Annotated in this window: 27 protein-coding genes; 10 read left to right on the forward strand and 17 right to left on the reverse strand. The window is 68.6% G+C overall.

Going from position 1 to position 24,985, the window contains the following annotated elements; all coding sequences use genetic code 11:
• Nucleotides 1–111 precede the first annotated feature (111 nt).
• The 4 genes from EV652_RS11080 to EV652_RS11095 form a co-directional block, all read right to left on the reverse strand.
• The gene (locus tag EV652_RS11080) at nucleotides 112–810 is read right to left on the reverse strand and encodes a hypothetical protein (RefSeq protein ID WP_132208949.1); all 699 of its coding nucleotides are present in this window, start codon (nucleotides 808–810) and stop codon (nucleotides 112–114) included.
• Nucleotides 807–1,961: an L-histidine N(alpha)-methyltransferase gene (locus tag EV652_RS11085; RefSeq protein WP_132208950.1), complete on the reverse strand. Its 1,155-nt coding sequence runs from the start codon at nucleotides 1,959–1,961 to the stop codon at nucleotides 807–809. The genes EV652_RS11080 and EV652_RS11085 overlap by 4 nt, the downstream gene beginning before the upstream one ends.
• Before the next feature lie 167 nt (nucleotides 1,962–2,128).
• Nucleotides 2,129–2,329 carry a cold-shock protein gene (locus EV652_RS11090; protein WP_132208951.1) on the reverse strand — a complete coding sequence of 67 codons (201 nt, stop codon included), beginning with the start codon at nucleotides 2,327–2,329 and terminating at the stop codon, nucleotides 2,129–2,131.
• An 85-nt stretch (nucleotides 2,330–2,414) separates the two neighbouring features.
• Entirely contained in the window at nucleotides 2,415–3,791 is a 1,377-nt protein-coding gene (locus tag EV652_RS11095; RefSeq protein ID WP_132208952.1) for an MFS transporter, read from the reverse strand.
• A 53-nt stretch (nucleotides 3,792–3,844) separates the two neighbouring features.
• Between EV652_RS11095 and EV652_RS11100 the strand changes: the two genes are divergently transcribed.
• Entirely contained in the window at nucleotides 3,845–4,480 is a 636-nt protein-coding gene (locus EV652_RS11100) for a CGNR zinc finger domain-containing protein (protein WP_132208953.1), read from the forward strand.
• On the opposite strand, the gene EV652_RS11105 is transcribed toward EV652_RS11100, so the two are convergent.
• The 3 genes from EV652_RS11105 to EV652_RS11115 all read right to left on the reverse strand — a co-directional run bounded on the left by EV652_RS11105 (nucleotide 4,441) and on the right by EV652_RS11115 (nucleotide 6,538).
• On the reverse strand, nucleotides 4,441–4,851 hold the full coding sequence (locus EV652_RS11105; protein WP_132208954.1) for an MFS transporter: 411 nt from the start codon (nucleotides 4,849–4,851) through the stop codon (nucleotides 4,441–4,443). The genes EV652_RS11100 and EV652_RS11105 overlap by 40 nt on opposite strands.
• Before the next feature lie 110 nt (nucleotides 4,852–4,961).
• On the reverse strand, nucleotides 4,962–5,141 hold the full coding sequence (locus EV652_RS11110; RefSeq protein WP_132208955.1) for a hypothetical protein: 180 nt from the start codon (nucleotides 5,139–5,141) through the stop codon (nucleotides 4,962–4,964).
• On the reverse strand, nucleotides 5,138–6,538 hold the full coding sequence (locus tag EV652_RS11115; RefSeq protein WP_132208956.1) for a PspC domain-containing protein: 1,401 nt from the start codon (nucleotides 6,536–6,538) through the stop codon (nucleotides 5,138–5,140). The genes EV652_RS11110 and EV652_RS11115 overlap by 4 nt, the downstream gene beginning before the upstream one ends.
• 195 nt (nucleotides 6,539–6,733) lie before the next feature.
• Between EV652_RS11115 and EV652_RS11120 the strand changes: the two genes are divergently transcribed.
• From EV652_RS11120 to EV652_RS11130, 3 genes are all read left to right on the forward strand, one after another.
• Complete coding sequence (locus EV652_RS11120) at nucleotides 6,734–8,242, forward strand: ATP-binding protein (protein ID WP_132208957.1); 1,509 nt, start codon at nucleotides 6,734–6,736, stop codon at nucleotides 8,240–8,242.
• On the forward strand, nucleotides 8,239–8,880 hold the full coding sequence (locus EV652_RS11125; RefSeq protein WP_132208958.1) for a response regulator: 642 nt from the start codon (nucleotides 8,239–8,241) through the stop codon (nucleotides 8,878–8,880). Before EV652_RS11120 ends, EV652_RS11125 begins: the two co-directional genes overlap by 4 nt.
• Before the next feature lie 145 nt (nucleotides 8,881–9,025).
• Nucleotides 9,026–10,285: an MFS transporter gene (locus EV652_RS11130; protein ID WP_199238113.1), complete on the forward strand. Its 1,260-nt coding sequence runs from the start codon at nucleotides 9,026–9,028 to the stop codon at nucleotides 10,283–10,285.
• Here EV652_RS11130 and EV652_RS11135 read toward each other — a convergent pair.
• Nucleotides 10,205–10,999: an IclR family transcriptional regulator gene (locus tag EV652_RS11135; RefSeq protein ID WP_132208960.1), complete on the reverse strand. Its 795-nt coding sequence runs from the start codon at nucleotides 10,997–10,999 to the stop codon at nucleotides 10,205–10,207. The two genes, EV652_RS11130 and EV652_RS11135, sit on opposite strands and share 81 nt — an antisense overlap.
• A gap of 82 nt (nucleotides 11,000–11,081) precedes the next feature.
• Nucleotides 11,082–11,327 (reverse strand): 30S ribosomal protein S18, encoded by a 246-nt coding sequence (gene rpsR, locus EV652_RS11140; RefSeq protein ID WP_132208961.1) that lies wholly within the window; start codon nucleotides 11,325–11,327, stop codon nucleotides 11,082–11,084.
• A gap of 199 nt (nucleotides 11,328–11,526) precedes the next feature.
• Between rpsR and EV652_RS11145 the strand changes: the two genes are divergently transcribed.
• Nucleotides 11,527–12,849 (forward strand): C1 family peptidase, encoded by a 1,323-nt coding sequence (locus EV652_RS11145; protein WP_132208962.1) that lies wholly within the window; start codon nucleotides 11,527–11,529, stop codon nucleotides 12,847–12,849.
• Between the two features lie 3 nt (nucleotides 12,850–12,852).
• Here EV652_RS11145 and EV652_RS11150 read toward each other — a convergent pair whose 3' ends face one another.
• Entirely contained in the window at nucleotides 12,853–13,584 is a 732-nt protein-coding gene (locus EV652_RS11150) for an alpha/beta fold hydrolase (protein WP_132208963.1), read from the reverse strand.
• A 104-nt stretch (nucleotides 13,585–13,688) separates the two neighbouring features.
• Here EV652_RS11150 and EV652_RS11155 point away from each other — a divergent pair, with 104 nt between their 5' ends.
• The gene (locus tag EV652_RS11155; RefSeq protein WP_132208964.1) at nucleotides 13,689–14,768 is read left to right on the forward strand and encodes a serine hydrolase domain-containing protein; all 1,080 of its coding nucleotides are present in this window, start codon (nucleotides 13,689–13,691) and stop codon (nucleotides 14,766–14,768) included.
• A 95-nt stretch (nucleotides 14,769–14,863) separates the two neighbouring features.
• Here the strand turns inward: EV652_RS11155 and EV652_RS11160 are convergent, their stop codons facing one another.
• Nucleotides 14,864–15,472 carry a ClpP family protease gene (locus EV652_RS11160; protein WP_132208965.1) on the reverse strand — a complete coding sequence of 203 codons (609 nt, stop codon included), beginning with the start codon at nucleotides 15,470–15,472 and terminating at the stop codon, nucleotides 14,864–14,866.
• A 79-nt stretch (nucleotides 15,473–15,551) separates the two neighbouring features.
• Nucleotides 15,552–16,148, reverse strand: coding sequence for a ClpP family protease (locus tag EV652_RS11165; RefSeq protein WP_132208966.1), 597 nt, complete (start codon nucleotides 16,146–16,148; stop codon nucleotides 15,552–15,554).
• Between the two features lie 112 nt (nucleotides 16,149–16,260).
• Here EV652_RS11165 and EV652_RS11170 point away from each other — a divergent pair, with 112 nt between their 5' ends.
• Entirely contained in the window at nucleotides 16,261–16,674 is a 414-nt protein-coding gene (locus EV652_RS11170; protein ID WP_132208967.1) for a hypothetical protein, read from the forward strand.
• On the opposite strand, the gene EV652_RS11175 is transcribed toward EV652_RS11170, so the two are convergent.
• The gene (locus tag EV652_RS11175) at nucleotides 16,671–17,297 is read right to left on the reverse strand and encodes a class I SAM-dependent methyltransferase (protein WP_132208968.1); all 627 of its coding nucleotides are present in this window, start codon (nucleotides 17,295–17,297) and stop codon (nucleotides 16,671–16,673) included. The two genes, EV652_RS11170 and EV652_RS11175, sit on opposite strands and share 4 nt — an antisense overlap.
• A gap of 60 nt (nucleotides 17,298–17,357) precedes the next feature.
• Here EV652_RS11175 and pcrA point away from each other — a divergent pair, with 60 nt between their 5' ends.
• Nucleotides 17,358–19,676, forward strand: a complete 2,319-nt coding sequence (gene pcrA / locus EV652_RS11180; RefSeq protein ID WP_132208969.1) for a DNA helicase PcrA — start codon at nucleotides 17,358–17,360, stop codon at nucleotides 19,674–19,676.
• An 87-nt stretch (nucleotides 19,677–19,763) separates the two neighbouring features.
• On the forward strand, nucleotides 19,764–20,327 hold the full coding sequence (locus EV652_RS11185) for a hypothetical protein (protein ID WP_132208970.1): 564 nt from the start codon (nucleotides 19,764–19,766) through the stop codon (nucleotides 20,325–20,327).
• On the opposite strand, the gene EV652_RS11190 is transcribed toward EV652_RS11185, so the two are convergent.
• From EV652_RS11190 to EV652_RS11205, 4 genes are all read right to left on the reverse strand, one after another.
• A complete protein-coding gene (locus EV652_RS11190) occupies nucleotides 20,324–21,622 on the reverse strand; it encodes a lanthionine synthetase LanC family protein (protein WP_199238114.1) in 1,299 nt (432 codons plus the stop codon). The two genes, EV652_RS11185 and EV652_RS11190, sit on opposite strands and share 4 nt — an antisense overlap.
• Nucleotides 21,619–22,137, reverse strand: a complete 519-nt coding sequence (locus EV652_RS11195; RefSeq protein WP_132208971.1) for a DUF6886 family protein — start codon at nucleotides 22,135–22,137, stop codon at nucleotides 21,619–21,621. The genes EV652_RS11190 and EV652_RS11195 overlap by 4 nt, the downstream gene beginning before the upstream one ends.
• Before the next feature lie 45 nt (nucleotides 22,138–22,182).
• A complete protein-coding gene (locus tag EV652_RS11200) occupies nucleotides 22,183–22,908 on the reverse strand; it encodes a M23 family metallopeptidase (RefSeq protein WP_242001691.1) in 726 nt (241 codons plus the stop codon).
• Nucleotides 22,909–23,325: 417 nt separating this feature from the next.
• Nucleotides 23,326–24,234, reverse strand: coding sequence for an esterase/lipase family protein (locus EV652_RS11205; RefSeq protein WP_132208973.1), 909 nt, complete (start codon nucleotides 24,232–24,234; stop codon nucleotides 23,326–23,328).
• Nucleotides 24,235–24,410: 176 nt separating this feature from the next.
• Here EV652_RS11205 and icmB point away from each other — a divergent pair, with 176 nt between their 5' ends.
• A complete protein-coding gene (icmB, locus tag EV652_RS11210; RefSeq protein WP_132208974.1) occupies nucleotides 24,411–24,830 on the forward strand; it encodes a coenzyme B12-dependent isobutyryl CoA mutase small subunit in 420 nt (139 codons plus the stop codon).
• Nucleotides 24,831–24,985: the final 155 nt, after the last annotated feature.

The following is a 24,985-nucleotide window of genomic DNA, read 5'->3' on the forward strand; positions in this document are numbered from 1 at the left end:
CGACCTATTTACGGTCCTGTCCGAAAGTGAAGCGTTGGGTGCGTGGGGAAGTCAACCGCTCGGCCACAATTGCCGGTTATGGCAGTCGCACTCGGTTTTCGGCCTCGGCCGTTAGGTCTGTGGCAGCCGGGTGAGCAGGGTCTCGAGCATGTCGCGGGTGGCGGCGAAGTAGCTGTTCTCACGGTGCAGGGCCCGGTGAAACGCGGCCAGCTCCTCCGACGAGATGGTGCTGGAGAAGGTGCTGATCTCGGTCAGGTCGAGGCGCCGGTTGAACAGGTGGACGGTGTCGCGCCACCGGTGCAGGAGTCCGACGAGCTCGGCGTCGCGATGCCGGCCCAGGGCTCCGGAGACGAGTGCCAAGTCGACCGCGGAGACCACCAGCCGCGGGTACACCTGGCGGGTGGTCGGCGTCTTAGGCGAGAACCGCTCGTCGCTCAGCAGCCTGGTGTTCTCGCGGAGCTCGTCGGCGACCGCCCGCAGTACCTCGGTACGGCGCTCGGCCTCGGCGGTCAGCCGTTCGACGAAGATTCCGGTCAGCCCGGCGACCAGGGTGAGGGAGTTGACCGCCGGCTCCCAGCGCGAGTTCTCCGGCCAGAGGAACCAGATCACGCCCAGGACGAACGCCAGCCCGAGCAGGCCGTAGCTGACAGCGGTCACGACGGTACGGCGGTACGCCGCCCAGCGGCCGTCGACCAGCGGTACCGCCTGCCGGAGTTGCCGCAACCGGGCCAGCACCCGCAGCCTGGCTCGCCGTACACCTGGATCTGGTGCCGGGTCGGCCGGGTCGGTCGGCGGACCGGAGGACGTCAAGTCGACCAGATGTCGTCGGCGAGAGTGGTCGCGGTGGTGTTCTCCGCGGTGCCCGGGGCGAGCAGGAGCAGGTCCAGGCCGAACGGGCTGGGCTTGCGGGTGTGGCGGAAGCCGGAGTGGGCGTGCTCGATCGGCGTCAGGTCGCAGGCCGTGGTGAGCTTCTTCAGCCGCTCGGTGGAGAACTTGCGGGTGGTGTAGAGCAGGATCGTGTCCTCCGGCTCGAGCACCACCTCGGTGTGGTCCGGCAGGCCCATCACGATCCGGTCGCCGGTATTGTTCTGCCAGACGATCTTCACCAGCAGGGCGTCGTCGGTCTCCACCTCGCCGCGGAAGTCGATCCGGTCGTTGTCGATCTTCAGGTCCGTGTTGTAGCGCAGTGCACTGGTGACGAACTCGGCGAAGGCCCGGGTCTGGTGGTACTCGTCGGCGGCCGCATTCGCCGCGTCCTGGTCGAGGCTGCTGGTGGTCGCCACCTCGAGCAGCAGCCGGTCCTGCGGCCGCAGTACGCGCGTGATGGTGCTGAGCAGCTCCTCGTCGCTGTCGAAGTTGGCCAGCGTGTTGCCGGTCAGCGTGAACAGGATCGGCTCGTCCCCGATCAGCCGGGACAGCATCTGGGCCAGCTCGTCCATGTTGTCCGCGATCGAGAAGTCGAGCTGCACCGGCAGCACCTGCGACATCGGGAACTGGACGCCGCGGACGGGCTCGAGGGTGCCCATCCGGAGCATCTCCGAGCTCATGTCGACCGGGATGTAGTACATGTCCGGGTTGTGGCGGCGCATGTCGCCGAGGATGGTGCGGTCCTTGACGCCGGTGCCGACGCCGAGGCTGACCAGGTGGAAGCCGCCCTTGTCGACGTGCGGGCGGACCTTGCGCCAGTGCCGCAGGAACGACTCGGCACCGACCTTCATCACCAGGTAGAACGGGTCGTTGGTCGCGTTCGCCCAGGCGATCGTCGGACCGATCCCCCAGTAGGAGAAACCGGAGGTGATCTGCTTGCCGTCGCCGGTCGTCGAGAACGGGCCGCGCAGGTCACCGGTCAGCGTGGCCAGCTTGTCGGTCTGGTCCTCGCCGACGAGCAGCAGCGACCAGGCGAAGTTGTCGTCGGCCAGCGCCTGCTCGAGTTTCCGGATCACGGGTACCGGCTCTGTCACGTCTCAACCCCTCACACGGTGAGACGTCAGGTTACCGGTTGTGGCCGCCCGGTGCAGTCCGGAAACCGGGTCCACCGCGTGCCGCAGGCAACCGGTTGCCGCGCCGCTGTGCCGACACCGGAAGTGCCTGGTCCGGCGGGTGCCGGGATGTGCGGCAGGTGCCGGGGTCAGACGGGGGTGACGGCGTCCGCCTCGCGGCCCTTGGGTCCGTCGACGATCTGGAACTCGACCTGCTGGCCGTCCTCGAGGGTCTTGTAACCGTCGGAGACGATCTTGCTCCAGTGGACGAACACGTCGTCCTGGCCCTCCACGGCCAGGAAGCCGTAGCCCTTGTCGGCGTTGAACCACTTCACGGTGCCGCGCACCATCGAAACTCCTGTGACCACGGGACCCGCTTCACCCGGACCCCTCGGGTACTGACCCGCGGCCGAAGCCGCTTTAGCGTTCCAAAGCCTAGCGGAGGTCGTGTGCTGTACGCCGTACAGCCCTGGGCACCGTGAACGCCGCCACGGCGCCGGTGAGCGCGACGACGATGCCGATGAGGAAGCCGAACCGGTATCCCGTCATCGGGTCTTCGGCAGCCGTGACGGGGGCACACAGGGCCAGGCCGAGGGTGGTGCCGAGCTGCGCCGACGAGGTCAGTACGCCGGCCGCGACGCCACGCTCGCCTTCGACGACTTCCGCCGTACCGGCTGTGGTCGAGGACACCGAGGCGAGGCCGAGGCTGAGGCCCATCACGGTGAAGGCGGCGAGGAGCAGTGGGAGGGGTACGTCGTCCTCGGGGAGGAGCAGCAGGAGTGCTACGCCGAGGGCGATGCCGGTGAAGCCGGTGAGGAGCATCCGGCGCGTGCCGTTACGCAGGGCGGCGCGCGGGCCTGCCAGCGAGCCGCCGATGACGGCCAGGTTGAACGCCGGGAAGATCAGCCCGGCCTGTGAGGGTGGCAACTGGTCCTGGACGTAGAGGGCGGCGCTGAGCATTGGTGGGGCCGTGGACGCGGTCACTGCGGCTGCAGTGAGGTTGCCGCCGAGTACGCCTGGAGTCCGCGCGAGGGTGGCGGGCAGAAGCGGCTGTAATGAGCGCCGTTCGATCCTGGCGAACAGGGCGAGCAGTGGTGCGGCTCCTGCGAGGGCTGCCCAGCCGCGAGGGCCGGTTGGGTCGTGAGCGACTTCAGACAAGCCGAGAGCGGTCAGGGCGATGCCTGCGGTGACAAGGCAAGCGCCAGGGAGGTCAAGGGTGCGGACGGGCGTCGTCCGGCCGCGGCCGGGGAGAGCTCGCAGGCTCACGAGGAGTGCGACCAACCCGATGGGGACGTTGACCGCGAAGACCCAGCGCCAGCCGCCGAGTTGGGTGAGTACGCCGCCCAACACCCATCCGCTCGCGCCGCCGCCCGCACCGGCTGCCGTCCACCAGCCGAGAGCGCGTCTGGCGGCGTCCGGTGGCAGTGAGTCGGACAGTGCGGCCAGGGCGGCCGGCGCGAGTAGGGCAGCGCCGAAGCCTTGCACCAAGCGGGAAATGATCAGCGTGGCCGGCGACCAAGCCAGCGCGCAGGCGAGTGAGGCGACGGTGAACGCGATGAGGCCGGTGCGGAACATCCGCCGTGGACCGGCCAGATCCGCCGCCCGGCCGCCGAGGATGAGCAGCCCCGCCAGCGCGACCGTGTACGCGGTGAAGACCCACAGCAGTCCCACCGGCCCGAACCCGAGGTCGGCGTCGATCGCAGGCAGCGCCATGGTGACGATCGTGGCGTCGAGCACCACCACGAACTGGGCCACACAGACGATCGTCCACCCGCCACCCCGCACCGGGGTGTTTCCAGTCAAACTGCTCATGCCAGAAACAGTGCCCGAGTCCGCCGACAAGCAAACTGGTAAAGTGCGTTTTGATGGAAACAGTCCAGCTACCGGACGGCATCCGCGACCTCCCAGTGGTCGCGGGTGACCTCGCCCTGGATTTCGCCAACACCGTCGACGACCCCCTCGGCCCGGCCCGCCACGACCACATCGCCGACTACCACGCACTGTTGTCGTGGTCGCTGCGACTGTCCCTCCTCACCGAACCCGAGGCGAATCGTCTACTCCACACCGCCGCCCCACGCCGAGCGGCCGCAGTGGTCCGCCGAGCCCACTCGTTGCGCGAAGCAATCAACCTCACAGCCGGCGCCGTCGCCGACACACACCGGGCCTCTACCTCCCCGCGGCCCGCAGGGTCGCTCGAGGGTTGGGAGCAGTTGCGGCCGTTCGTGCTGGCGGCAGTCGACCAAGCGGATCTGGTGGAGTTGAAGCCGACATGGCGGTTCGAGTTGATCGACTCGCCGCTCTGGCCGGTGGCGCATGCTGCTTATGAGTTGCTGACCGGGCCGCGGGCGGGCCGGATCAAGCGGTGCGCCGGCTGCCCGTGGCTGTTCGTCGACCAGTCGAAGAACGGCAGCCGGCGCTGGTGCTCGATGGAGTTCTGCGGTACGTCGGAGAAGGTCCGGCTCTACGTTTCGCGCCGAGCGGCCCGACGCGCCCGGAGTTGAACCGTGCCGGCCAGGCAGAGCGCCGTACCGACTAACAGGGCACTGACCCAGAGTGGGGCGTGGAAGTCGGTCGAGCTGATGGCGAGGCCGCCCAGGAGTGGGCCGAGGGCGGCGCCGATGTTGAGGGAGGCGGTGGCGAGACCGCCGGCCAGGACGGGCGATTCCGAGGCGGCGTAGAGGGCGTAGGCGATGAGCGTCGAGCCAACGGCGAACGACAACAACCCTTGTGTGAACACCAGTACGACGGCCGCGGCCGGGACCGATGCGGTCAGGGCGAACGCGCACCAGCCGAGCAACAAGGTGCTGCCGGCAACGAAGACCAGACGGGTCTCGCGCCGGTCGGCGTATCTGCTGGCCTCCGGGCTGGACATGCGGGCGAGCCTAGAGAACGTCGTGCAGTCGGTCCACCGAGTTAGCTGCGGTGAACCGAGTCAACTGCGGTGGACCGAGTCAGCTGCGGTGGACCGAGCGGTGGATCGAGTCAGCTGCGGTGTGAAGCAGCCAGGCCGACGATGCCGGCCGCGACCAGGAGGAGGGCGCTGCTGACGCCAAGGTCGTCTGTCTGGAGCACACCGTTGTCGGTGAGCATCCAGATCGTGGCGGCACCGGAGAGGACGGTGCCGGCGATGATGCCGGGAACGTCCGGTTTCGCCTTCTTCATCCGCGCTCCACTCTGATACTGCCCAGCTTGACGTCCAGGTCCAGTGTGACCTTCTGCGGTCCTGGCGTCTGGTCGGCGCCCAGGTCCTTCAGGGGCAGCTCAGCATTATGGCCGCCCTTGTTCTCGTTCTGCCAGGTCACTTCGCCCATCTCGGCGGACAGTTGCCCTTCGACGTCCACGTTCTGCGGCACCTTGACCACGACCTCACCGACGCCGAGGTGTACCTCGACCCTGGCACCGGGTGCGAACGTCGCCTTGGTCAGATCCAGATGCACCGCCCCGCCGTCGAGGTCGTACTTCGTGCTCGTCGCGGTGATCGGCTGAGCGGCCGTCGCGGTGTAGTTCAGGTCCGTGAAGTTGCGCGGCACGGTCGGGAACACCGTGCTCGCCACGGCACCGGCGGCGAGCAGGATGCCGAGCGGCAGCAGCGCCATCGTCCGGCCGACGAAGCCGCCGAGCAGCATGCCGGCGCCGAGTGTGGCCAGGCCGATGATCAGCGTGGTCGAGGTGGCCGCGCCGGCCGCCCAGGCGATCGCGATCGCGAGACCGGTCAGGACGACGACGATCGACTTCACGCCGCGCATGCCCTTGGCCGGCGGTTCCGCGGCCTTCGCGGTCGCGGGCGGTGGTGCGGTCCGCGGCTCGTCGACGTACAGGCCGAGGGGGTCGTCCTCGGTCCACACAGGCTGGACCGGTTCGACGGTGCGGTCCTGAGGTCGCTGTGGGGCCGAGGACGACGGACCCGCCGGGGGAGCTGACGGGCCGGTCTGAGGAGGCATAGAGGCCGAGGTGGTCGGCTGATCCATCGGCGCGGCGGCCTGACCCGGCTGCCACTGACCAGGCGGACCTGCCGGACCCTGCTGACCCGGCTGCCACTGACCCGGTTGACCGGGCTGACCGGCGGGGCCGGTGTCCTGCGGGCCGGACCAGCCGCGGGTGGCCGCCCAGTCCTGCTGCTGGCCGCGGCGGAGCTTCCTCCGGTGGCGGGCGACGATCCAGATCACCGCGAGCACGATCAGCGGTCCGGGCACGACCCGGCCGAAGTCGAACGACGACATCATGGCGATCCCGACGAACACACAGACGCCGATCACGATCGGCCAGAGCCACGGGTGGTCCGGGCGGACCCGGTCGCCGAGCAGACCCTGCGCCGCCGAGCGGTCCTTGCCCTCGTCGGGCATCAGCACCCAGGCGGCGATGTAGAAGATGATCCCGGGACCGCTGATGACGAGGACCGCCATCACGACGCGGATCAGCACCGGATCGATGTTCAGTGCCCGGCCGATACCGCCGCAGACACCGGCCACCATCCGGTCCGACCGGCTGCGCTGCCAGCTCTGCACGTTCTGCAGGCCGTTGCGGTCGAACCCACCGGGTCCGCTCGAGTTCTGGTCCATGTCATCGATACTGGCCCCGTACCCGGCCGAACAACATCGGGGATCCCCCTCTCGCGACCCCGGGCTGCCCTCCCGGGGAGCCGGCCGCTCGGGGTTCTCCCCGGTACGACCCTGACCTCGCCGGTCGGCCGCTGAGGAGACGGCTAGGGACAAGCCTGCTGGTGTCGGCCCGGTCCACGTGTGACGATCATATGGATGAATCAGCCAGCCTCAGCCGCGCCCACGGGCGGGTCCGCGACGCCAGGGACCCCACCCGGGCCGCCGCATGGCCGAGGTAACCAAGGCAAAGGCCCGTGGCAGTACCAAGGCTGGGGACCGCAGGGACCTAAGCAGTACCAGGGCCCCTATGCCGCGTACGGCGCTCAGCAGCCTCCGCACGGCGCTCAGACCGGCCAGCCTCCGTTCGGCGCCCAGACCGGGCAGGGCCAGGAGCAGCCACCGGTACGCCGGGCATACCGCCGTACCGAGGGACGAGTGGTCGCAGGGGTCGCGGGGGGTGTGGCGGACCACCTCGGAGTGTCCGACACCGTCGTGCGGCTCGTCTTGATCGCGACCACGGTGTTCGGCGGATTCGGCGTACTGATCTATGCGGCGCTCTGGTTCCTGATGCCGCTGGGCACTCCGGCAGTGCCGGCCGCGCCCGGCCTGGCCGCGCACACCCGAGGTGGTCTGCGCACCGACCAGCCGCCGCCGCAGCCGGTGACCGAGGCCAAGGAGCGGAAGAAGGAGAAGAGTCGCGGCCAGGTGATGGCCCTCGTGGTCGTCGGCATCGGTCTGCTGCTCCTGCTGCAGGTCGCCGGGCTCGGGATCGCCGGGAAGATGTTCTGGCCGCTGGTGTTCGCCGGCACCGGTCTGGCGCTGATCTGGCGGCAGGCGGACGAGAGCCAGAAAGCACAGTGGGCCCGCGACGTTCGCGTCCCGATCCTCGGCATCGTGCTCGGCAAGGGCGGCTGGAAGTCGCTGATCCGGATCGCCGTCGGCCTGATCCTGATCGGGACCGCGATCACGGTGTTCCTGGTCCAGAACGGCCGGCTCTCGATGGTCGGCGACGTACTCGTCGCCCTGCTGCTCGCCGTGATCGGTATTGGCGTGATCGCCGGACCGTGGGTGCACCGCCTGACCCGCGACCTGAACGCGGAGCGGGCCGAGCGCGTCCGGTCGCAGGAGCGCGCCGACATGGCCGCGCACCTGCACGACTCGGTGCTGCAGACGCTGGCCCTGATCCAGAAGCAGGCCAACGACCCGAAGGCCGTCGCCCGGCTGGCGCGCTCGCAGGAGCGGGAACTGCGGACCTGGCTGTACGACGAGGACGACAAGACCGACCAGACGCTGTCCGGTGCCGCCAAGCGGGCCGCGGCCGAGGTCGAGGACTCACACGGCGTACCGGTCGAGGTGGTGACGGTGGGGGACTGCGAGCTGTCGGAACCGCTGTCCTCGATGGTCCGGGCCGCGCGCGAGTCGATGGTGAACGCGGCCAAGCACTCCGGTGCGGACAAGATCGACGTGTTCGTCGAGGTGGACGGGGACCGGGCGGAGATCTTCGTCCGGGACCGGGGCAAGGGATTCGATGTCGACGGCGTGCCGGACGATCGGCTCGGGCTGCGGCACAGTGTGATGGGCAGAATGGAACGGCACGGCGGCCGCGCAACGGTGCGGTCCGATCCGGAGACGGGAACCGAAGTGCGACTGGAGATGGACAGATGAGCCAGAGGCGCGTTGTCGTCATCGACGACCACGACATGTTCCGGGCCGGAGTGCGCAGCGAGATCGGCACCGCGGTCGAGATCGTCGGGGAGGGCTCCGACGTCGACTCCGCGGTGAAGGCGATCGTCGGAACCGAACCGGATGTCGTACTGCTCGACGTCCACCTGCCCGGTGGCGGTGGTACCGAGGTGATGAAGCAGGTGCACCAGCGGCACCCGGAGGTCAAGTTCCTGGCGCTGTCGGTGTCGGACGCGGCCGAGGACGTGATCGGCGTGATCCGGGCCGGTGCGCGCGGCTACGTCACCAAGAACATCAGCGGGGCCGAGCTGGTCGACGCAATCGGCCGGGTCGCGGACGGGGACGCGGTGTTCTCGCCGCGGCTGGCCGGGTTCGTCCTGGACGCGTTCTCCGGTGCGATCGACATCGCCTCGGTGGACGAGGACCTGGACCGGCTGTCGCAGCGGGAGCGTGAGGTACTGCGCTTGATCGCCCGCGGCTACGCCTATAAGGAAGTCGCCCGCGAGCTCTTCATCTCGGTGAAGACGGTGGAGACCCACGTCTCCTCAGTGCTCCGCAAACTCCAACTCTCCAACCGCCACGAACTGACCCGCTGGGCCACCGACCGCCGCCTCGTCTGAGCCTGCGCCGCTCGCCGTACCGGACAGTCCACTGAGCCCGGTGGTCTTCCGGTGGTTGGAAGGCGGGGTGGTCGGGTCGAGGGCTGTGCTGGACCTTCGGGGGATGGGTGGGATCTGCCCCGTCCATCCCCGAGCGGAGGTCCGCATGCAGGAGTTCGCTGTGCCGGAGGCGCGCCGATGGGTGCGCCCGCTGTGCTGGAGTGCCGTCCTGCTGGACGGTTTCGACCTGGTCGTGCTCGGCACGATCACCCCAGTCCTGCTGAGTGGGAAGGTCTTCGGCTACACCCCGGAGACCGCTGCGGCGGTGGCGACTGTCGGTCTGGTCGGGATGATGCTGGGCGCCCTGCTGATCGGGACCGTGACGGATCTGATCGGCCGGCGGCGCGCGTTACTCGTCGTGGTCGCGTCGTTCTCGATGTTCACTCTGCTGTGTGCGTTCGCCCCTTCGGCCGGAGCGCTGGGGTTGTTGAGGTTCCTGGCCGGTCTCGGCCTCGGCGGATGTTTGCCCACGGCAATCACGTTGGTGACCGAGTACTCGACCCGCGGCCGTAACGGCGCGCCGACCACGCTCATCATGACCGGCTATCACGTCGGCGCCGTACTCACCGCTCTGCTCGGGATCCTGGTGATCCCGACGCTCGGGTGGCGAGCGATGTTCGTGATCGGCGCCGCGCCCGCTCTGGTGCTGCTCCCGCTGATGTTCCGCTATCTACCGGAATCCCCTGTTTTCAAGGCGGATCGGCCCGGGCTGGAGCCGGTCAAGTCGTTGCTGCGGTCCGGATACCGCCGGCCGACGATCGCCTTCTGGATCACGTCGTTCATGGGACTCCTGCTCGTCTACGGCCTCAATACCTGGCTGCCACAGATCATGCGTGAGGCCGGCTACCCGCTGGGTGCCGCGCTGAGTCTCCTGCTCGTCCTGAACGCCGGCGCCATCGTCGGCCTGCTCGTCGCCGGCCGGATCGCCGACAAGCTCCCGATGCGTCCGGTGACCCGCGCGTGGTTCGCCGGTGCCACGATCACGCTCGCGCTGCTCAGCGTCCGTCTTCCCGGTCCGCTCCTGTACGTCGTCGTACTGCTCGCGGGCTGTTTCGTCTTCGCGGCCCAGGTCCTCGTCTACGCGTACGTCGGCCGCATCTACGCCGCCGAGAACCGTGCGACCGGCCTCGGTTGGACGGCCGGTGTCGGCAGGCTTGGTGCGATCGCGGGGCCGGCCGTCGGCGGTGCGTTGCTGTCCGCCGGGCTGGCGTTCCCGTGGGGCTTCTACGTCTTCGCCCTGGTCGGTCTGTTCGGTGCGATCGCGGTCAGCCTGGTCGAGGGCACGTCAGTCCGGTTGCCAGGCGATCGACGTACGGCGGACCGACTTGGGGAGACCGGTAGCGCTCGGCGCGCCGAGCGCGCGTGAGATCCCGCGGGCGGACGCCTTGATCAGCGGGACCAGAGTCATCGGATCGTGTTGCCCGTACGGGACGACTGTCGACACGGCGGCCACGACGCGGTCATCGGCGTCGTACACGGGAGCCGCCACCGACAGGCTGATCTCCTCGATCGCGCGACTGCTGATCACGTACCCGTCCCGCCGGACGTCGGCGAGCCGGCGCCGCAACTGCTCGCCGTCCGCGACGGTGTGGCTGGTGTAGCGCCGCAGCGGACGGGTGATGACCCGCTCCTGCAGTTCCCGGTCGGCGTGGGCCAGCAAGGCCAGGCCCACGCCGGTCGCGTGCAACGGCAACCGGCCGCCGACCCGGGTGAACACATGCACGGCGCCGCGACCCGAGATCCGTTCCAGGAACACAGCGTCGCATCCGTCCAGTACGGCGAGCTGCGCGTGCTGCCGGGTCGCCTCGTACACGTCCTCGAGGAACGGCATCGCGATCTCACGCAACCCGAGCCCGCGGGGTGCGAGGGCCGCGATCTCCCACAACCACAGGCCGATCCGGTACCGGCCGTCGTCGTCGCGCTCGAGTGCACCGCCCTGCAGAAGCTCACGGACGAGCCGGTGCGTGGTGGTCAGCGGCAGGTCGGACCGGCGGCTGATCTCGGACAGGGTCTGCAGCGGCGTGCGATGACTGAAGGTGCGCAACACCGCCAGCAGCCTCGAACTCACACTCGCCGTCATCTCGGGAGTATGGCTCGCCTTCCGCTGAGCGGAAACCGCCACCTTCCGGTGAGTGGAAGGGTGGCCGCGCCTGGTACGACGGTCAGCGGCTGGCCGAGGTGTAGGGCAGGAGCGCCATCTCGCGAGCGTTCTTGATCGCGCGGGCGACCTGCTTCTGCTGCTGGACGCTCAGCCCGGTGACCCGGCGGGAGCGGATCTTGCCCCGGTCGGAGATGAACTTCCGCAGCAGCGCGGTGTCCTTGTAGTCGATGTAGGTGATGCCGTCGCGGTCGAGCGGGTTCTGCTTCGGCTTGCGCTTGCCGGTCGGCGGCGCCGGGCGTCGGGGCATATCGGGCGTCCTTAGTTGTTGAATGCCATTTTCAATAACGATAGCTGCTGCCCCTCTGGCATACCACCACCGGGGGCCCGGGTGAAGCGCCGTACCGACGGCACGGCAAGAAGTGGGGTGGCGAGTTGTGGACGGGGCGTGTTGTCGCCACCCCGGCGGAGGCGGTACGGGCTTGGCGGCTGTTATACCGTCGACTCTTATGGAGCGGAATCTCACTGCCGAACAACTCGCGCTCTTCGAGAAGGAGTTCGTGTCGAACCCGCAGTATCGGGTGATGCAGAACGCCGTCACGCAGACGCCGGTCAACGCCATCGCCCTCGACCGTCAGGTCGTCACCTCGATCGACCATTCGGTGTCGCATCTGCTGGACGACTGGAAGGTGACGAACCAGAAGAAGAGCGGCCGCTGCTGGCTGTTCGCCGGGCTGAACCTGCTTCGCGCCGGTGCGGCCGACAAGCTCGGCGTGAAGGACTTCGAGTTCTCCCAGAACTACACGTTGTTCTGGGACAAGTTCGAGCGGTCCAACTTCTTCCTCGAGGCGATCATCGAGACCGCCGGCCGGGATGTCGACGACCGGACCGTGGCACACCTGCTGTCCGACCCGATCGGTGACGGCGGCCAGTGGAACATGTTCGTCGCGCTGGTCCGCAAGCACGGTCTGGTGCCGAAGTCGGCGATGCCGGAGACCGAGAGCTCGTCGGCGACCGCGCAGATGAACGACACCCTGCGCAAGCTGCTCCGCCAAGGTGCCCGCGACCTGCGGGCGCTGGACGGTGTCGAGGCGCAGCGTGACCGCAAGCAGGAGATCCTGACCACCGTGCACCGGGTGCTGAGCATCCACCTCGGTACGCCGCCGCAGAAGTTCCTCTGGCAGTGGAAGGACAGCGACAAGGGGTTCCACCGGGACGGGTGGACGACGCCGGCCGAGTTCGCGGCGGCGTACGTGCAGCTGCCGGTGGAGGAGTACGTCTGCCTGGTGCACGACCCGCGGGAGACCAGCCCGGTCGGCAAGACGTTCACCGTCGACTACCTCGGCAACGTCATCGACGCGCCGCCGGTGGTGTACCTGAATGTCGAGGTCGAGCTGATGAAGCAGCTCACCCAGGATGCGATCGTCGGCGGTGAGCCGGTCTGGTTCGGCTGCGACGTCGGCAAGCAGATGAACGCCGACCTCGGCTACTGGGACGCCAAGCTGTACGACTACGGCTCTGTCTACGACACCGAGTTCAGCCTGGACAAGGCCGACCGGCTGGTGCACCACGAGACGCTGATGACGCACGCGATGCTGTTCACCGGTGTCGACGTGGTGGACGGCAAGCCGCGGCGCTGGCGGGTCGAGAACAGCTGGGGCGACGAGAAGGCGGACGGCGGCTTCTGGACCATGAACGACTCATGGTTCGGCGAGCACGTCTTCGAGATCGCCGTCCGGCGCTCCGCCCTGCCGGCCGAGCTGCAGGAGCGCCTCGACGACGCGCCGATCGTGCTGCCCGCCTGGGACCCGATGGGCGCACTCGCCGACTGACGCCTAGCGGATCAGGCCCATCGCTTCGGTGGGTCGCTCGAGGGTCGGCAGGTGGCCGGCCCACGGGAGGTCGACGCGCTCGACGTTCGGGAGCCGCTCGGCCAGGTACGACGCACAGTTGCTGAACCATTCGAAGTCATGCGCGCCCGTGATCAATCGCACGGGCGCGCTGATCTTCTCCGGCTCGAGCTCGTACTCCTCGTTGTCGACCTCACCCGCGGGCACCTGAAGCTCGAACGCCCGCTTCTGCATGGTGTGCAGGAGCTGCTTGGCCTCGTCGTCGGCTTCTGGACCGAGCCAGCTCCGCACCATCAGATCGGTGGCGCCGTCGATGTCGCCGGCGTCCATCAGCCGCCCCTCCTCGGCCCACACGGCCCGGATGTCCGCGGTCGGCTCCACCCCGTCCGTCGGCGCGCAGATCAGGACCAAGCGTTGGAATCGCTCCGGCTGACGGCTGGCGATCTGCTGGACGACGTACCCGCCGTACGACGCGCCGACGGCCTCGACCGAGTCGATCCCCAACTCGTCGAGCACCGCGAGCACATCGCCGGCGTCGGAGTACTTCGCCGCCGGCTCCAGCGGCGTCTCGCCGTACCCCCGGAGATCCACCGTGATCACCCGGTGGTCCTGCGCGAGCTCGTCAACCTGCCGCCGCCACATCCGCGCATCCGCCACTCCGGCGTGCACGAGCAGCAACGCCGGCCCTTCCCCAACCACCCAATGAGCAATAGTCATGCCCGCACCCTCGCCGCTCGCGCTCCAACCCGCAAATCGATTAGTTGCTGACGCGCGCATCTTGGTCCGACCCCCCATGCTGGAGGTGATGGGGAGGAGGATCGATGGAGTTGGGTGGGGAGTGCGAGCCGCGGGACGTCCGGATGGACGCGGGCCGGCTGGGGGCGGCCGTCGACCTGGTTCGCTCCCGTAAGGCTGTGGCGCAGCTGTGCGTGATCCGGGACGGCCGGGTGGTGGTCGACCAGGCGCTCGGGTGCGCGCCGGACACGTTGTTCTGGTTGTTCTCGGCGAGCAAGCCGTACGTCGCGATCGTGATCCACCAACTGGTGGAGGCCGGGCGGCTCCACCTGGACGACGCGGTGGCGGCGTACTGGCACGAGTTCGGCGAGAGCGGTAAGCGGGCCATCACCGTCCGCCAGGTGCTGCAGCACCGGTCCGGGCTGACCACGATCGGTTCCTACATCGGCGACGCCCGCGCGATGGCGGACTGGGACCTGTCGCTGCGGCGGATCGAGGAGGCCCGGCTCCGCTGGCCGATCGACACGGTCGCCTACAGCCCGCTCGCGTACGGGTTCGTCCTCGGCGAGGTCGCACATCGATGCGGTGGGCAACCGATCGAGCAGCTGGTACAGCGCCTCGTCCTCGAACCACTCGGTCTCATGGACACCTTCCTCGGACTGCCCGCCGACGAGTGGGACCGCAGTGTCCCGATCCGGGTGTCCGGAGCGGCCGGCCCGTTCGTCCAGTCGGTGGTGAACCGCCGCAGTACGCGGGAGGCCGTCATACCGGCGGCCGGAATCTCCACCACCGCACGGGATCTGGCCGCGCTGTACCAGGCCCTGCTGGCGGGTGGCTCCGGAATCCTGCGACCGCAGTCGGTCGTGGCCGCGACCGCGCCGACCAGCGAGGGCGAGGTGGACCGGACCGTCGGCGTGCCGATCCGGTGGTCGCAGGGCTTCCAGCTCGGCGGGCCGCGGTTCCTGCCGGAGGCGATCACGCCGCTCGGGACCACGAGCAGTCCGCGGACGTTCGGGCACAACGGCAGCAACTGCTGTATCGGCTGGGCCGATCCCGACCGGCGGATCGCCTACGCGTACCTGACGAACCGGATCGGCCGCCGGGACGCCGACGTGGCCCACCACGCCGCCGTCGCCGACAAGATCCTCGACGCCGCGTTCGACTAGGTACCGAAGGACAGGAGGTACTGCCTCCGTAGGTCACCTCGCACGCTTCCCATCCGCTTGGCCGCCCTACTACCTCCTGTCCTTCGGTACCCCCATCAGGCGAAGGCCGGGACCGGGACCCGATGGTTGACGACCACGTCGACGATCCCGTACTCGCGGGCACCCTCGGCCGTCAGCACGTGGTCGCGATCGGTGTCGTGCCGCAGCCGCTCGATGCTCTGCCCGGTGTGTGCGGCGAGGATCGACTCGACCTGTCCGCGGACCCGGACCACCTCGTCGGCCTGCAGGATCAGGTCCGGGATGGTGCCCTGACCGCGCGCGGCCGGCTGGTGCAGAACGACGCGCGCGTGCGGCAGTACGGCGCGACGCCCGGGCGCACCGGAGGCGAGCAGCACCGCGCCGGCCGAGATCGCCTGGCCCACGCAGAAGGTCGCGATCGGCGCCTGGATGAACTGGATGGTGTCGTAGATCGCGAGCATCGCGGTCATGTCGCCGCCCTCGCAGTTGATGTAGAGGTTGATCTCCTGGTCCGGCTTGTCCGCCTCCAGGTGCAGCAGTTGCGCGATCAGCGCGTTCGCGACACCGGCGTCGATCGCCGTCCCGAGGTAGATGATCCGCTCGCTGAGCAGATGCGAGTAGACATCCATGATGCGTTCGCCCCGCGGGTGCTGGGCGATGACGTTGGGAATCGTGTAGGAGCTCATCCACGTCCTCGCTTCGCTCCGGGAGCGGATGGGACTCGACACGCACTGTGCTTGATGATGAACTCGCTTCGCTCGTTCATTAGGCGGCCTTTCGCTGCTGCGGCATGACTTGGTCGAAGGACTCCACGATGTGGTCGATGAAGCCGTACTGGCGGGCCTGTTCGGCGGTGTACCAGTGGTCGTGCAGCGAGTCCTCGTGCACAGTGTCGAACGGCTGCCCGGTGTCCTCGGCGATCAGGGCGAGCACGGTGTCGCGGATGTGCCGCAGGTCGTTGGCCTGGATCTCGATCTCCACCGCGGAACCGCCGATCCCGGCCGAACCCTGGTGCATCAGGACCCGCGCGTGCCGCAGTGCGTATCGCTTCCCCGGCGCACCGGCAGACAGCAGGAACTGCCCGGCACTGCAGGCCAGCCCGATCGCCAGCGTCGACACGTCACACGGGACCAGCCGCATCACGTCCCGGATCGCCAGCATCGACGGCACCGACCCACCGAGTGAGTGGATCCACAACGCGATGTCGCGATCCGGGTCCTCGGCCGCCAGGGTGAGGATCTGCGTCGCCAGCAAGGTGCCGTTGTCGTCGTCGAGTGTTCCGTCCAGTACGACGATGCGCTGCCCGAGCAACCGCTGGCGCGCGGACTCGTTGAACAGCGGTGGTTTGTTGTCATCAGCCATGTCCTCAACCCTGACCGGCGGATCGGGCCCACCCCAGCTTTTCTGCTGTCGGCAACTCTGCCGACAGCAAACGTGATCGCCGGTGGCGGCGTGTCGGGTCGCCTGGACGGCCGTGGATCCGGACAGTAACGACGTGCATGGCGGAGACGTGAACCTGAGCGACCACGCGATCCTGGTGGCGGACGACCTGTCCGACCAGGAGCGCACCCTGCTGGAACTGACGGCCACCCCGGCGGCGACGCTGCTTGGAGCGGTGTCGATGATCCTGCGTACGACGCTCTTCGGCGAGGACCCGGCGGTCTGGGTCGACATGTGGCAGGCCCGCCCCGACCTGGCCCGGGTCGAGTGGATGGACGGGCCCGAACTCCCCTCCGTCGTCGCCCACTTGGCCGCGAAGGACTACGACGGCACCATCGAGGGCGTCCCAGGTCTCCGCGTCACCAGTTGCGACGACACCTCAGCCAAGATGCACTGGCTCGGCTCACCGACACCAGTAGAACTCCACCTCACCCGCCAGCTGTCCTAGCTGGGACGGACCGCGCGGCCGAGGATGTGGGGCTTGGCGGGGACGGGGCCGAAGTTGAAGCGGTCGATGGTGGTGATGGTGAAGCCAGCCGTGGTGATGGCGGTGGCCGTGTCGCGGTGGACGTGGCAGCCGCCGCTGAACCAGGACCAGATGGTTGCGTCCGCGATCCGTTGGACGCGGTCCAGCCCACTGTCCGGCTCGGCTGCGACGTGTTCGTAGAACCTGAGCTCGCCGCCTGGTCGTAGTACCCGGAACGCCTCGGCCAACGCGACGGCCTGGTCCGGGACCGAGCACAACACCAGTGACGCGACCACGGCGTCGATCGAGCCGTCCGTGAGTGGCAGGCGGTCCGCTGTCCCGCTGACGACCTCGACCGGGACGGCAGCCGCGAACGCCCGGGATTCGGCCTTGGCGCGCAGATAGGACTCCGGTTCGACGGCCACCACACCGGTCACCTCGGCTGGATAGTGCGCGAAGTTCCCGCCGTCGCCCGCGCCGACCTCGACCACTCGGCCGGCCAGCCCGTCCAGGAGCGTCCGCCGATGGTCCGCCGCGCCTTGCTCGTCCATCGCCGGCCGCGCCCGCGCGTACAAACGTGCGAACACCGGATGTGACTGCGCCATGGAGCCACCTTAGGTGCGTGTTTCGAGAACTGTCCGGGGGACCGCCTAAGGTGAGTGGTGATGACTACGCTGTTCTCGCCTGATGAGCTCCCGGTGCCGCTGGAGGAGCCCAAGAAGCATCGGACCGATCCGGACTCGCTGCTCGAAGGGCTGAACCCGCAGCAGCGGGCCGCCGTCGTGCATGCGGGTAAACCGCTGCTGGTGGTGGCCGGTGCGGGATCGGGGAAGACCCGGGTGCTGACCCGGCGGATCGCCTATCTGCTGGCGGCCCGCGACGCGCATCCCGGATCGATCCTCGCGATCACGTTCACCAACAAGGCCGCCGCGGAGATGCGCGAGCGGGTGGTGGACCTGGTCGGGCCGCGGGCGAAGCTGATGTGGGTCTCGACGTTCCACTCCTCCTGTGTGCGGATCCTGCGCCGCGACATCAAGCGGTTCGGGATCAACTCGACGTTCTCGATCTACGACGACACCGACTCGCGCCGCCTGATGACGCTGGTCTGCCGCGAGCTCGACCTGGACGTCAAGCGGTACAACCCGCGCGCCGTGCTGAACTGGATCAGCACCCAGAAGAACGAGTTGATCGACCACGAGACGGCCGCGGCGAAGACGTCGAACCATCTCGAGGAGACGTACGCCGAGTGCTACCGGATCTACCAGGAGCGGCTGGCCCAGGCGAACGCGCTGGACTTCGACGACCTGCTGATGACCACGGTCAACCTGTTGCAGGCGTTCCCGGAGGTGCGTGAGTACTACCGGCGCCGCTTCCGCCACGTGCTGGTCGACGAGTACCAGGACACCAACCACGCGCAGTACACGCTGATCCGCGAGCTCTGCGGCGAGGACGACCCGAACTACAACGGCCCGGCCGCGCCGGCGGCCGAGCTGATGGTGGTCGGCGACTCCGACCAGTCGATCTACGCGTTCCGCGGCGCGACGATCCGCAACATCCTCGCCTTCGAGGAGGACTTCGCCGGCGCCGAGACGATCCTGCTGGAGCAGAACTACCGCTCCACCCAGACGATCCTGACCGCGGCCAATGCGGTGATCAGCCGGAACGAGGGCCGCAAGGCGAAGAACCTCTGGTCCGACCAGGGCGAGGGCGAGCAGATCGCGGTGTACGTCGCCGACAACGAGCACGACGAGGCGCAGTTCGTCGCCGACGAGATCGACCGGCTCACCGACGCCGACGGGGTGAAGCCGTCCGACGTGGCGGTGTTCTACCGGACCAACGCGCAGTCGCGTGTCTTCGAAGAGGTCTTCATCCGGACGGGCCATCCGTACAAGGTGGTCGGCGGCGTCCGGTTCTACGAGCGCAAGGAGGTCCGCGACGCGCTCGCGTACCTACGCGTGCTGGTGAACCCCGAGGACACGGTGTCATTGCGCCGGATCATGAACGTGCCGAAGCGCGGGATCGGCGACCGGGCCGAGGCCGCGATCGAGGCGCTGGCGGCCCGGGACCGGATCTCGTTCGCCCGGGCGCTCCGGAGGGCCCAGGACGCGCCGGCGATGGCGAGTCGCTCGGTGAACGCCGTACAGGCCTTCGTGGACATCCTCGACGAGTTGACCGCGATGGTGGACTCGGGTGCACCGCCGGACGACATCCTGGACGTCGCGCTGCACCGGTCCGGGTACTACGAGGAGCTGCAGAAGTCACCGGATCCGCAGGACGAGACCCGGCTGGAGAACCTGGACGAGTTCATCTCGGTCGCCCGGGAGTTCGTCGAGGAGCGGACGGCCGCCGGTGAAGCGGCCGATCTGCAGGCGTTCCTCGAGCGGGTCGCGCTGGTGGCCGACGCGGACCAGATCCCGGACGCGGCCGACGACGGCGGTGTGGTCACGTTGATGACCCTGCACACCGCGAAGGGCCTGGAGTTCCCGGTGGTGTTCCTGACCGGGATGGAGGACGGCGTCTTCCCGCACTCGCGGTCGCTCACCGACCTGAAGGAGCTCGAGGAGGAGCGGCGGCTCGCGTACGTCGGGATCACCCGGGCGCGGCAGCGGCTGGCGATCTCCCGGGCCGCGGTCCGGTCGGCGTACGGCGCTCCGCAGCACAACCCGCCGTCCCGGTTCCTGGAGGAGATCCCGGCCGAGCTGCTCGACTGGCGGCGCGACGAGTCCGCGATCACCCGCTGGTCCGGCACCGGTACGTCGAGGGGCAGCGGCATCTCCAGTCGCTACGAGCCTCCCCGCCGTACCGCCTCCGACAAGCCGGTGATCAGCCTCAACCCGGGCGACCGGGTCGTCCACGACAGCTTCGGGATGGGCACCGTGGTGGTCGTCCGCGGCGAGGGCCAACAGGCTCAGGCCGACATCGATTTCGGCTCAGAAGGTGTGAAGCGGCTGCTGTTGCGGTATGCACCGGTGGAGAAGATCTGAATCAAGATTCTGGGACGCTGCGTTGCATCTGGCCCCGGGATTGAGACAATCGAGGATCTTCGGCCCTCCCCCGGAAGCTGTCCCCCCATGTCCAAGTCGGTAGCAGGCAGTAACCGCCGGATCATCCTGGCGGGAGCCAACCCTGGGCTGCGGCTGTTCGACGAGTCCGGCAAGGTGACGGCGTACGCGTCGATCTGGATGGTCGACTGGTCGATCCGCGGCGCCGGTACGGCGGTCGTCCTCTGGTTCGACGGGATCGTCCGGGTGGTGTCCGAGGACGTCGACCTGGCGGCCTGGCTGGAGCGCTACTTCGTCCGCTCGTTCCTCGAGGTGCAGGGCCTGCCCTGGCACGAGCCGGCGATCGAGCGCGACCTGGTCCAGGTCTCGATGAACCTGGCCGACGGCCTCAGCGCCAAGGCGGCCGACATCCAGATCGAGATGGGCGGCGTTCTCGACCGCCGGCTGTTCGCGACCGACAACTTCCAGCTCGGCGAGGGCAACCACAGCCTCAGCCTGGTGATCGCCCCGGTCCGGTCCGCGACCGTCTCGATCGGCGGCGCCTCGGTCCCCGGCTTCGTCCAGGTCGACGGCTCACCCGACAAGCCCGGCTCGTCCGCCTTCCTCACCACCGCCGAGGTCTGGCGCCGCTAAAGCCGCAGCGCCCACCAGTTGTCCATCCGCTCGACCGCGTCAGTGCCGCCGTCGAGCACGCGCTGCAGCCGGAACAAGTACGCCGCGATCCCCGCCGCACCCTGCATCCAGCCGACGCCCGGCGGCAGCAGCGGCTCCTCGTTGCGGTGTTCAACGAAACGCCAGTACGCCGTGCCATCTTCCTGAAACGCCCGCTGCACAAGGGCATCCGCGAGCCGTACGGCGAACTCGAGGTCCTGCTCGTCGCCGTCGCGGTGCCACGCGTCCAGGAATGCGTCGCCGGCTCCCGCCGTACCGCAGCAGCGTCCGTCGTTGTCCCAGAAGCCCGGGTAGAGCCGCTCGGGCACACCGGAGTAGCGCACGCTGTCCAGACACCGCCGATGCCAACCGGCCGGCGTCTCACCGGCCACCTTGTCCACTCCGGCGTACTCGAGTGCGCGGAACAGGAGCGACGTACCAGGGCCGCCGTGGCACCAGTTGTAGGTGTACTCGTCGCCGTGGCGCTCCTCCCACGGGATGATGCGCGGCACCCGGAAACCCTTGTCGTCGTTGATCCCGAGCGTGACCAGGTGCTCGGCACCGCCACGGGCCGCGTCGATCAGGTCCGGGCGGTCGAGCTCGACGCCCGCGACCGCGAGCACAGCCGCGATCCCGGCCAGACCGTGCGAGAAGTTCGGCATCTCGCCCTTCTGCTCGGGTCCGGGCCAGAAGCGGCGTGGGATGAACTGCCAGTTCGCCGGCTCCTCCTTCTCGCCCAGGAGCAGGTCGGCGGCTCGCTCAGCCAGCGGGCGCGCGTCGTCGCCGTGTCGACCGGCCCAGAGAGCGCCCATCAGGACGGCGCCGGTGCCGAGTGTCGCGTCGCTCGCAACGGCGTCGGGGAGGTAGTTCGGCGGGTCGAGGAAGCTCTCGTGCCAGCCGTTGTCCATCGTGAGCTCGGTGATCCGGTCCAGAGCCGACGGCGTGCCCTGTTCACCGAGGGCGGTGAGGACGCCGATCGCGCTGACCAGACCGTCGAAGTAGGTGATCGAGGTTTCGGTCGGGATCGCGGTGCGGATCTGGTCGGCGATCGCACCGGCCAATGCGGTTTCCTCGGCTGACCACACGCGGGTGAGCTTGATCTCGGCCAGTGCGTGCGCGAGTCCGCCGATTCCGCTGTGCATGCCCTCGCGGTACTCCTCCGGCTTGTCACCGCCGGCCGCCTCGGGGATCCACGGGCCGGCGTCGTCCCACTGCACCTGCTGGAGGACCCAACCCCAGGCGGCTTCGCCGAGTTCGCCGTACTGCGTCGTGGTCATGGCCGGGCGTTCCGGAGCCGGATGCCGCTCCACTCCAGGGTGCTGGTGATGACCTCGGACCAGAAGTCGTGCAGCCGGGACAGCACACGCAACTGGATGCCGGCTTCGTCGTGCAGTTCGAAGAGGTCGCCGACGCGCTCGGGTGGACCCAGCGGCCGGACCTCAGCGGTTGCGACGACGGCGGCGTCGTACTCGGTGAACGCGTCGGCGGACAGCCGGTAGGCATAGAGCTTGACCGAGCGCATCGCGTCCAGCCAGGAGTACTCGACGGCGTGCACACGGGTGCCGGAGCCGGCGCCGATGATGCGGTCGCGGTCGTTGGAAGTGGTCGAGGGGCCCACCCACGCCATCGCGCGGGGGCACTGCCTCGGGAACCAGTAGTCGGGAGCTCGGTCGTGGCCGACGGCCCAGACGTACGGAGTGGCCTGCTGCGCCGTCCTGGCGACGTGCGGCCGGAAGACCTCGATGGTCGGATCTTCGGAGAAGTGCAGTACCTCACCAGGCGCCGGACGCATGCCCGGCAGCTTAGTCAGGTTCCAGGGCGGAGCGCCCGGGGATTTCTACGGGTTGAGGCCGCAGTGGTCGCGCAGCCAGGGCATCGGGTCGGTCGCGTCGCCGCCGTCCGGGTGGACCTCGAAGTGCAGGTGCGGGCCGGTGGTGTTACCGGTCATCCCGACCGCGCCGACCTGGTCACCGGCGTACACGGTCTCGCCGACCGACACGCTGAACTTCGACATGTGGTTGTACCAGGTGACGGTGCCGTCCTCATGCCGGACCTGGACCTGGCGGCCGTACGCGCCGGCCCAGTCGGCGAAGACCACCACACCCTTCATCACGGACCGGATCGAGGTGCCGACCGGGGCGGCGAAGTCGGTGCCGGTGTGGTTGCGAGCCCAGCGGCTGCCGCCCTGACCGAAGGTCGCGGTGATGTGGTAGCCGGAGATCATCATCTCGCAGCGGCTGGCCGACTCGCGGAGCTTCTTCTCGGCCGCATCGGCCGCGGCCTTGGCCTTGGCGAGGGCGGAGGCGCGCTTGGCCGTGAGGGCCTGGGTGGCGGTGAGCTTGGCGGCCCGGGCCTTGGCCAGCTGGGCGGCGGCGGCCTGCTTCTTGTTCGTCTCGTTGCCGGCGAGCTGGACCCGGGAGGAGTCACGGGTGGCGAGCTGGCGGGCCTGGATACGTGCCGTGGTGATGCCGGACAGTTGCCCGTTGTCGATGCTGAGGGCGGCGAGGTTGACCGCGGAGTTCGCCTGGGTCGGCGAGGCGAGGGTGCTGTGGCTGAATCCCACAGCTCCTGCCGCCGCAGCGAGCGCTGCGGTCAAACCGACGATCTGAGTACTACTGGGGGTGTTACGCCTGGCAACACGATGCTTGGCACTGTGACGTCCTGCGCCGGTTTTGCGCGCAGCGTTGCCTGGCGTGACGCGGTCGCCCGCGACACGGTGCTGGGACACAACGTGGCCTTTCGGTCACAGGGGAGGGGCTAGGGGAGGGGCCAAGGCCTTCTCCGACCCCGGGGAGGTTTTATTCCCCCTGGGGACTCACGCACGATAACGGATGAGTCACGAGGCGACAAACCCTGCCACCCACTTTTTGCCGTCTCCTTCACGAAACCTTTGCATGCGCGCCTGCACGTGCATCCGCCGCAACCGCCCAGAAAGCTGCCTTGTCAGGCAAATCTGCGCATGTCAGGACAACTGAGGCTGTCAGGCGACGGTGTTCTCGTCGTTTTGCTCGTCGAGCTGGGCCAGCATCCCGGTGATCTGGTGCACGACCTCGCCATGGAACGGCAGGGACAGGTGGCCCACGCCGCGAACCCGCACGTTACTCGCCAGCAGATCGGGATGCCGAATCCGGGCCCGCCGCTGCGGCACGATCAGTTGGTCGACGTCGCTGTAGAACGCGACGAACCTGGTCCGGCAGTCAGGTGCCGGCTCGGCCAGCTCGGCCATCAGGTCGCTGTCCGGGCGGACCTGCTTGACCAGCGGCCACGGCAGCAGCCGCGCGGCAACGGTGCCCTCGTGCGGGGTGCCGAGGGTGACGCAGGTGTGTACCCGCTCATGACCGCCGAGCCGCTGGATGTAGTACCTCGCGATCAGTCCGCCCAGGCTGTGCCCGACCAGATGGATCTGGTCCGACCCGGACTCCTCGCAGATCCGCTCGATCTCGTCGCCCATCCGTTCCGCGGTACGGCGTACGTCCAAGGTCAACGGTGAGTACGAGAAGGTGTGGATGCTGCTGAAGCCGCGACGCAGCAGTTGCCGGCGCATCAGGGCGAAAACGGTGTGATTGTCGATGATCCCGTGGGCCAGCAGGATCGGCGTACCGGCGGCCCGGACGTCATGGACCAGCAGGCCGCGCTGGGCAGGGGTCAGGCCGGTCAGGTTGAGTCTCTCGGTACGAGAGCCCGATCCGCTGACCAGGCCGAGCGGATACATCGCCAGATGGGTGGTCAGCCACCCGATCTCTACGGCCGCGCCCTGCAGGACGCGAGGTGACAGCGCGGACCGCGCGCCGTACATGAGTCCGTCCAGTGCACCGCGGACGCCGTCCTGCCAGGAACCGCCGGCCGCCGCAACTGCTTGGCCCGGCTCGTCCACCGCCTCGCTGCTCATGGGCGACTCCTCACGCAACCAGACCCCCCGAATTGGTCCGATCTCTTCCAAGGTAACCGGTTCACTCCCGGCGTGTCGGGGAACACACACCTCCGTGTCTTATCCGTGAGGTTCGGCTCGGATAGCCTGCGAATCTGGACGCAACGCGGCGCTCCAGTACGGAAAGGCCACCGGACATGCCCCCCACCAGCCCTCTGCGGGTCGTCGTCGCCAAGCCGGGCCTGGACGGCCACGACCGCGGCGCGAAGGTCGTTGCCCGGGCGCTGCGGGATGCCGGTATGGAGGTCATCTACACCGGTCTGCACCAGACACCGGAGCAGATCGTCGAGACCGCGATCGCGGAGGACGCCGACGCGATCGGCCTGTCGGTGCTGTCCGGTGCGCATATGACCCTGTTCAAGCGAGTCCGTGAGTTGCTCACCGAGCGGGACGCCGACGACATCGTGGTGTTCGGCGGCGGCATCATCCCGGACGCCGATCTGCAGCCGCTGGCCGAGCTCGGCGTCCACAAGATCTTCACTCCCGGCGCCACCACCACCGAGATCGTCGAGTGGGTCCGCGCCCACGTCGGCGACGCCTCCGCCTCGCCTGCCTGAGGCGCTCGGAGAGATCCGTTCCGCTCCGGAGCGTGATGACGACTGCGTGGAGTCGTTCTGAACGAATACCGTCCGTTCAGCTAGGTTACTAACCGGTAATACCGAATCGTTAAGGAAGACCCGGTTGTGCGGACTGTCGAATCGCGGTCGCATAC

Origin of the sequence: Kribbella steppae, from assembly GCF_004342025.1 — a bacterium.
GTDB classification, from domain to species: Bacteria; Actinomycetota; Actinomycetes; order Propionibacteriales; family Kribbellaceae; genus Kribbella; species Kribbella steppae.

Bases quoted from the DNA above. Each gene is read 5' to 3' on its own strand.
- EV652_RS11175 (WP_132208968.1), bottom strand. From the start codon at position 17,297: ATGGCGCAGTCACATCCGGTGTTCGCACGTTTGTACGCGCGGGCGCGG.
- EV652_RS11160 (WP_132208965.1), bottom strand. From the start codon at position 15,472: ATGAGCTCCTACACGATTCCCAACGTCATCGCCCAGCACCCGCGGGGC.
- EV652_RS11205 (WP_132208973.1), bottom strand. From the start codon at position 24,234: ATGAGCAGCGAGGCGGTGGACGAGCCGGGCCAAGCAGTTGCGGCGGCC.
- EV652_RS11105 (WP_132208954.1), bottom strand. From the start codon at position 4,851: ATGTCCAGCCCGGAGGCCAGCAGATACGCCGACCGGCGCGAGACCCGT.
- rpsR (WP_132208961.1), bottom strand. From the start codon at position 11,327: ATGCCCCGACGCCCGGCGCCGCCGACCGGCAAGCGCAAGCCGAAGCAG.
- icmB (WP_132208974.1), top strand. From the start codon at position 24,411: ATGCCCCCCACCAGCCCTCTGCGGGTCGTCGTCGCCAAGCCGGGCCTG.
- EV652_RS11120 (WP_132208957.1), top strand. From the start codon at position 6,734: ATGAATCAGCCAGCCTCAGCCGCGCCCACGGGCGGGTCCGCGACGCCA.
- EV652_RS11145 (WP_132208962.1), top strand. From the start codon at position 11,527: ATGGAGCGGAATCTCACTGCCGAACAACTCGCGCTCTTCGAGAAGGAG.
- EV652_RS11135 (WP_132208960.1), bottom strand. From the start codon at position 10,999: ATGACGGCGAGTGTGAGTTCGAGGCTGCTGGCGGTGTTGCGCACCTTC.
- pcrA (WP_132208969.1), top strand. From the start codon at position 17,358: ATGACTACGCTGTTCTCGCCTGATGAGCTCCCGGTGCCGCTGGAGGAG.
- EV652_RS11090 (WP_132208951.1), bottom strand. From the start codon at position 2,329: ATGGTGCGCGGCACCGTGAAGTGGTTCAACGCCGACAAGGGCTACGGC.
- EV652_RS11195 (WP_132208971.1), bottom strand. From the start codon at position 22,137: ATGCGTCCGGCGCCTGGTGAGGTACTGCACTTCTCCGAAGATCCGACC.
- EV652_RS11185 (WP_132208970.1), top strand. From the start codon at position 19,764: ATGTCCAAGTCGGTAGCAGGCAGTAACCGCCGGATCATCCTGGCGGGA.
- EV652_RS11115 (WP_132208956.1), bottom strand. From the start codon at position 6,538: ATGGACCAGAACTCGAGCGGACCCGGTGGGTTCGACCGCAACGGCCTG.
- EV652_RS11095 (WP_132208952.1), bottom strand. From the start codon at position 3,791: ATGAGCAGTTTGACTGGAAACACCCCGGTGCGGGGTGGCGGGTGGACG.
- EV652_RS11125 (WP_132208958.1), top strand. From the start codon at position 8,239: ATGAGCCAGAGGCGCGTTGTCGTCATCGACGACCACGACATGTTCCGG.
- EV652_RS11110 (WP_132208955.1), bottom strand. From the start codon at position 5,141: ATGAAGAAGGCGAAACCGGACGTTCCCGGCATCATCGCCGGCACCGTC.
- EV652_RS11165 (WP_132208966.1), bottom strand. From the start codon at position 16,148: ATGGCTGATGACAACAAACCACCGCTGTTCAACGAGTCCGCGCGCCAG.
- EV652_RS11150 (WP_132208963.1), bottom strand. From the start codon at position 13,584: ATGACTATTGCTCATTGGGTGGTTGGGGAAGGGCCGGCGTTGCTGCTC.
- EV652_RS11155 (WP_132208964.1), top strand. From the start codon at position 13,689: ATGGAGTTGGGTGGGGAGTGCGAGCCGCGGGACGTCCGGATGGACGCG.
- EV652_RS11100 (WP_132208953.1), top strand. From the start codon at position 3,845: ATGGAAACAGTCCAGCTACCGGACGGCATCCGCGACCTCCCAGTGGTC.
- EV652_RS11190 (WP_199238114.1), bottom strand. From the start codon at position 21,622: ATGACCACGACGCAGTACGGCGAACTCGGCGAAGCCGCCTGGGGTTGG.
- EV652_RS11130 (WP_199238113.1), top strand. From the start codon at position 9,026: ATGCAGGAGTTCGCTGTGCCGGAGGCGCGCCGATGGGTGCGCCCGCTG.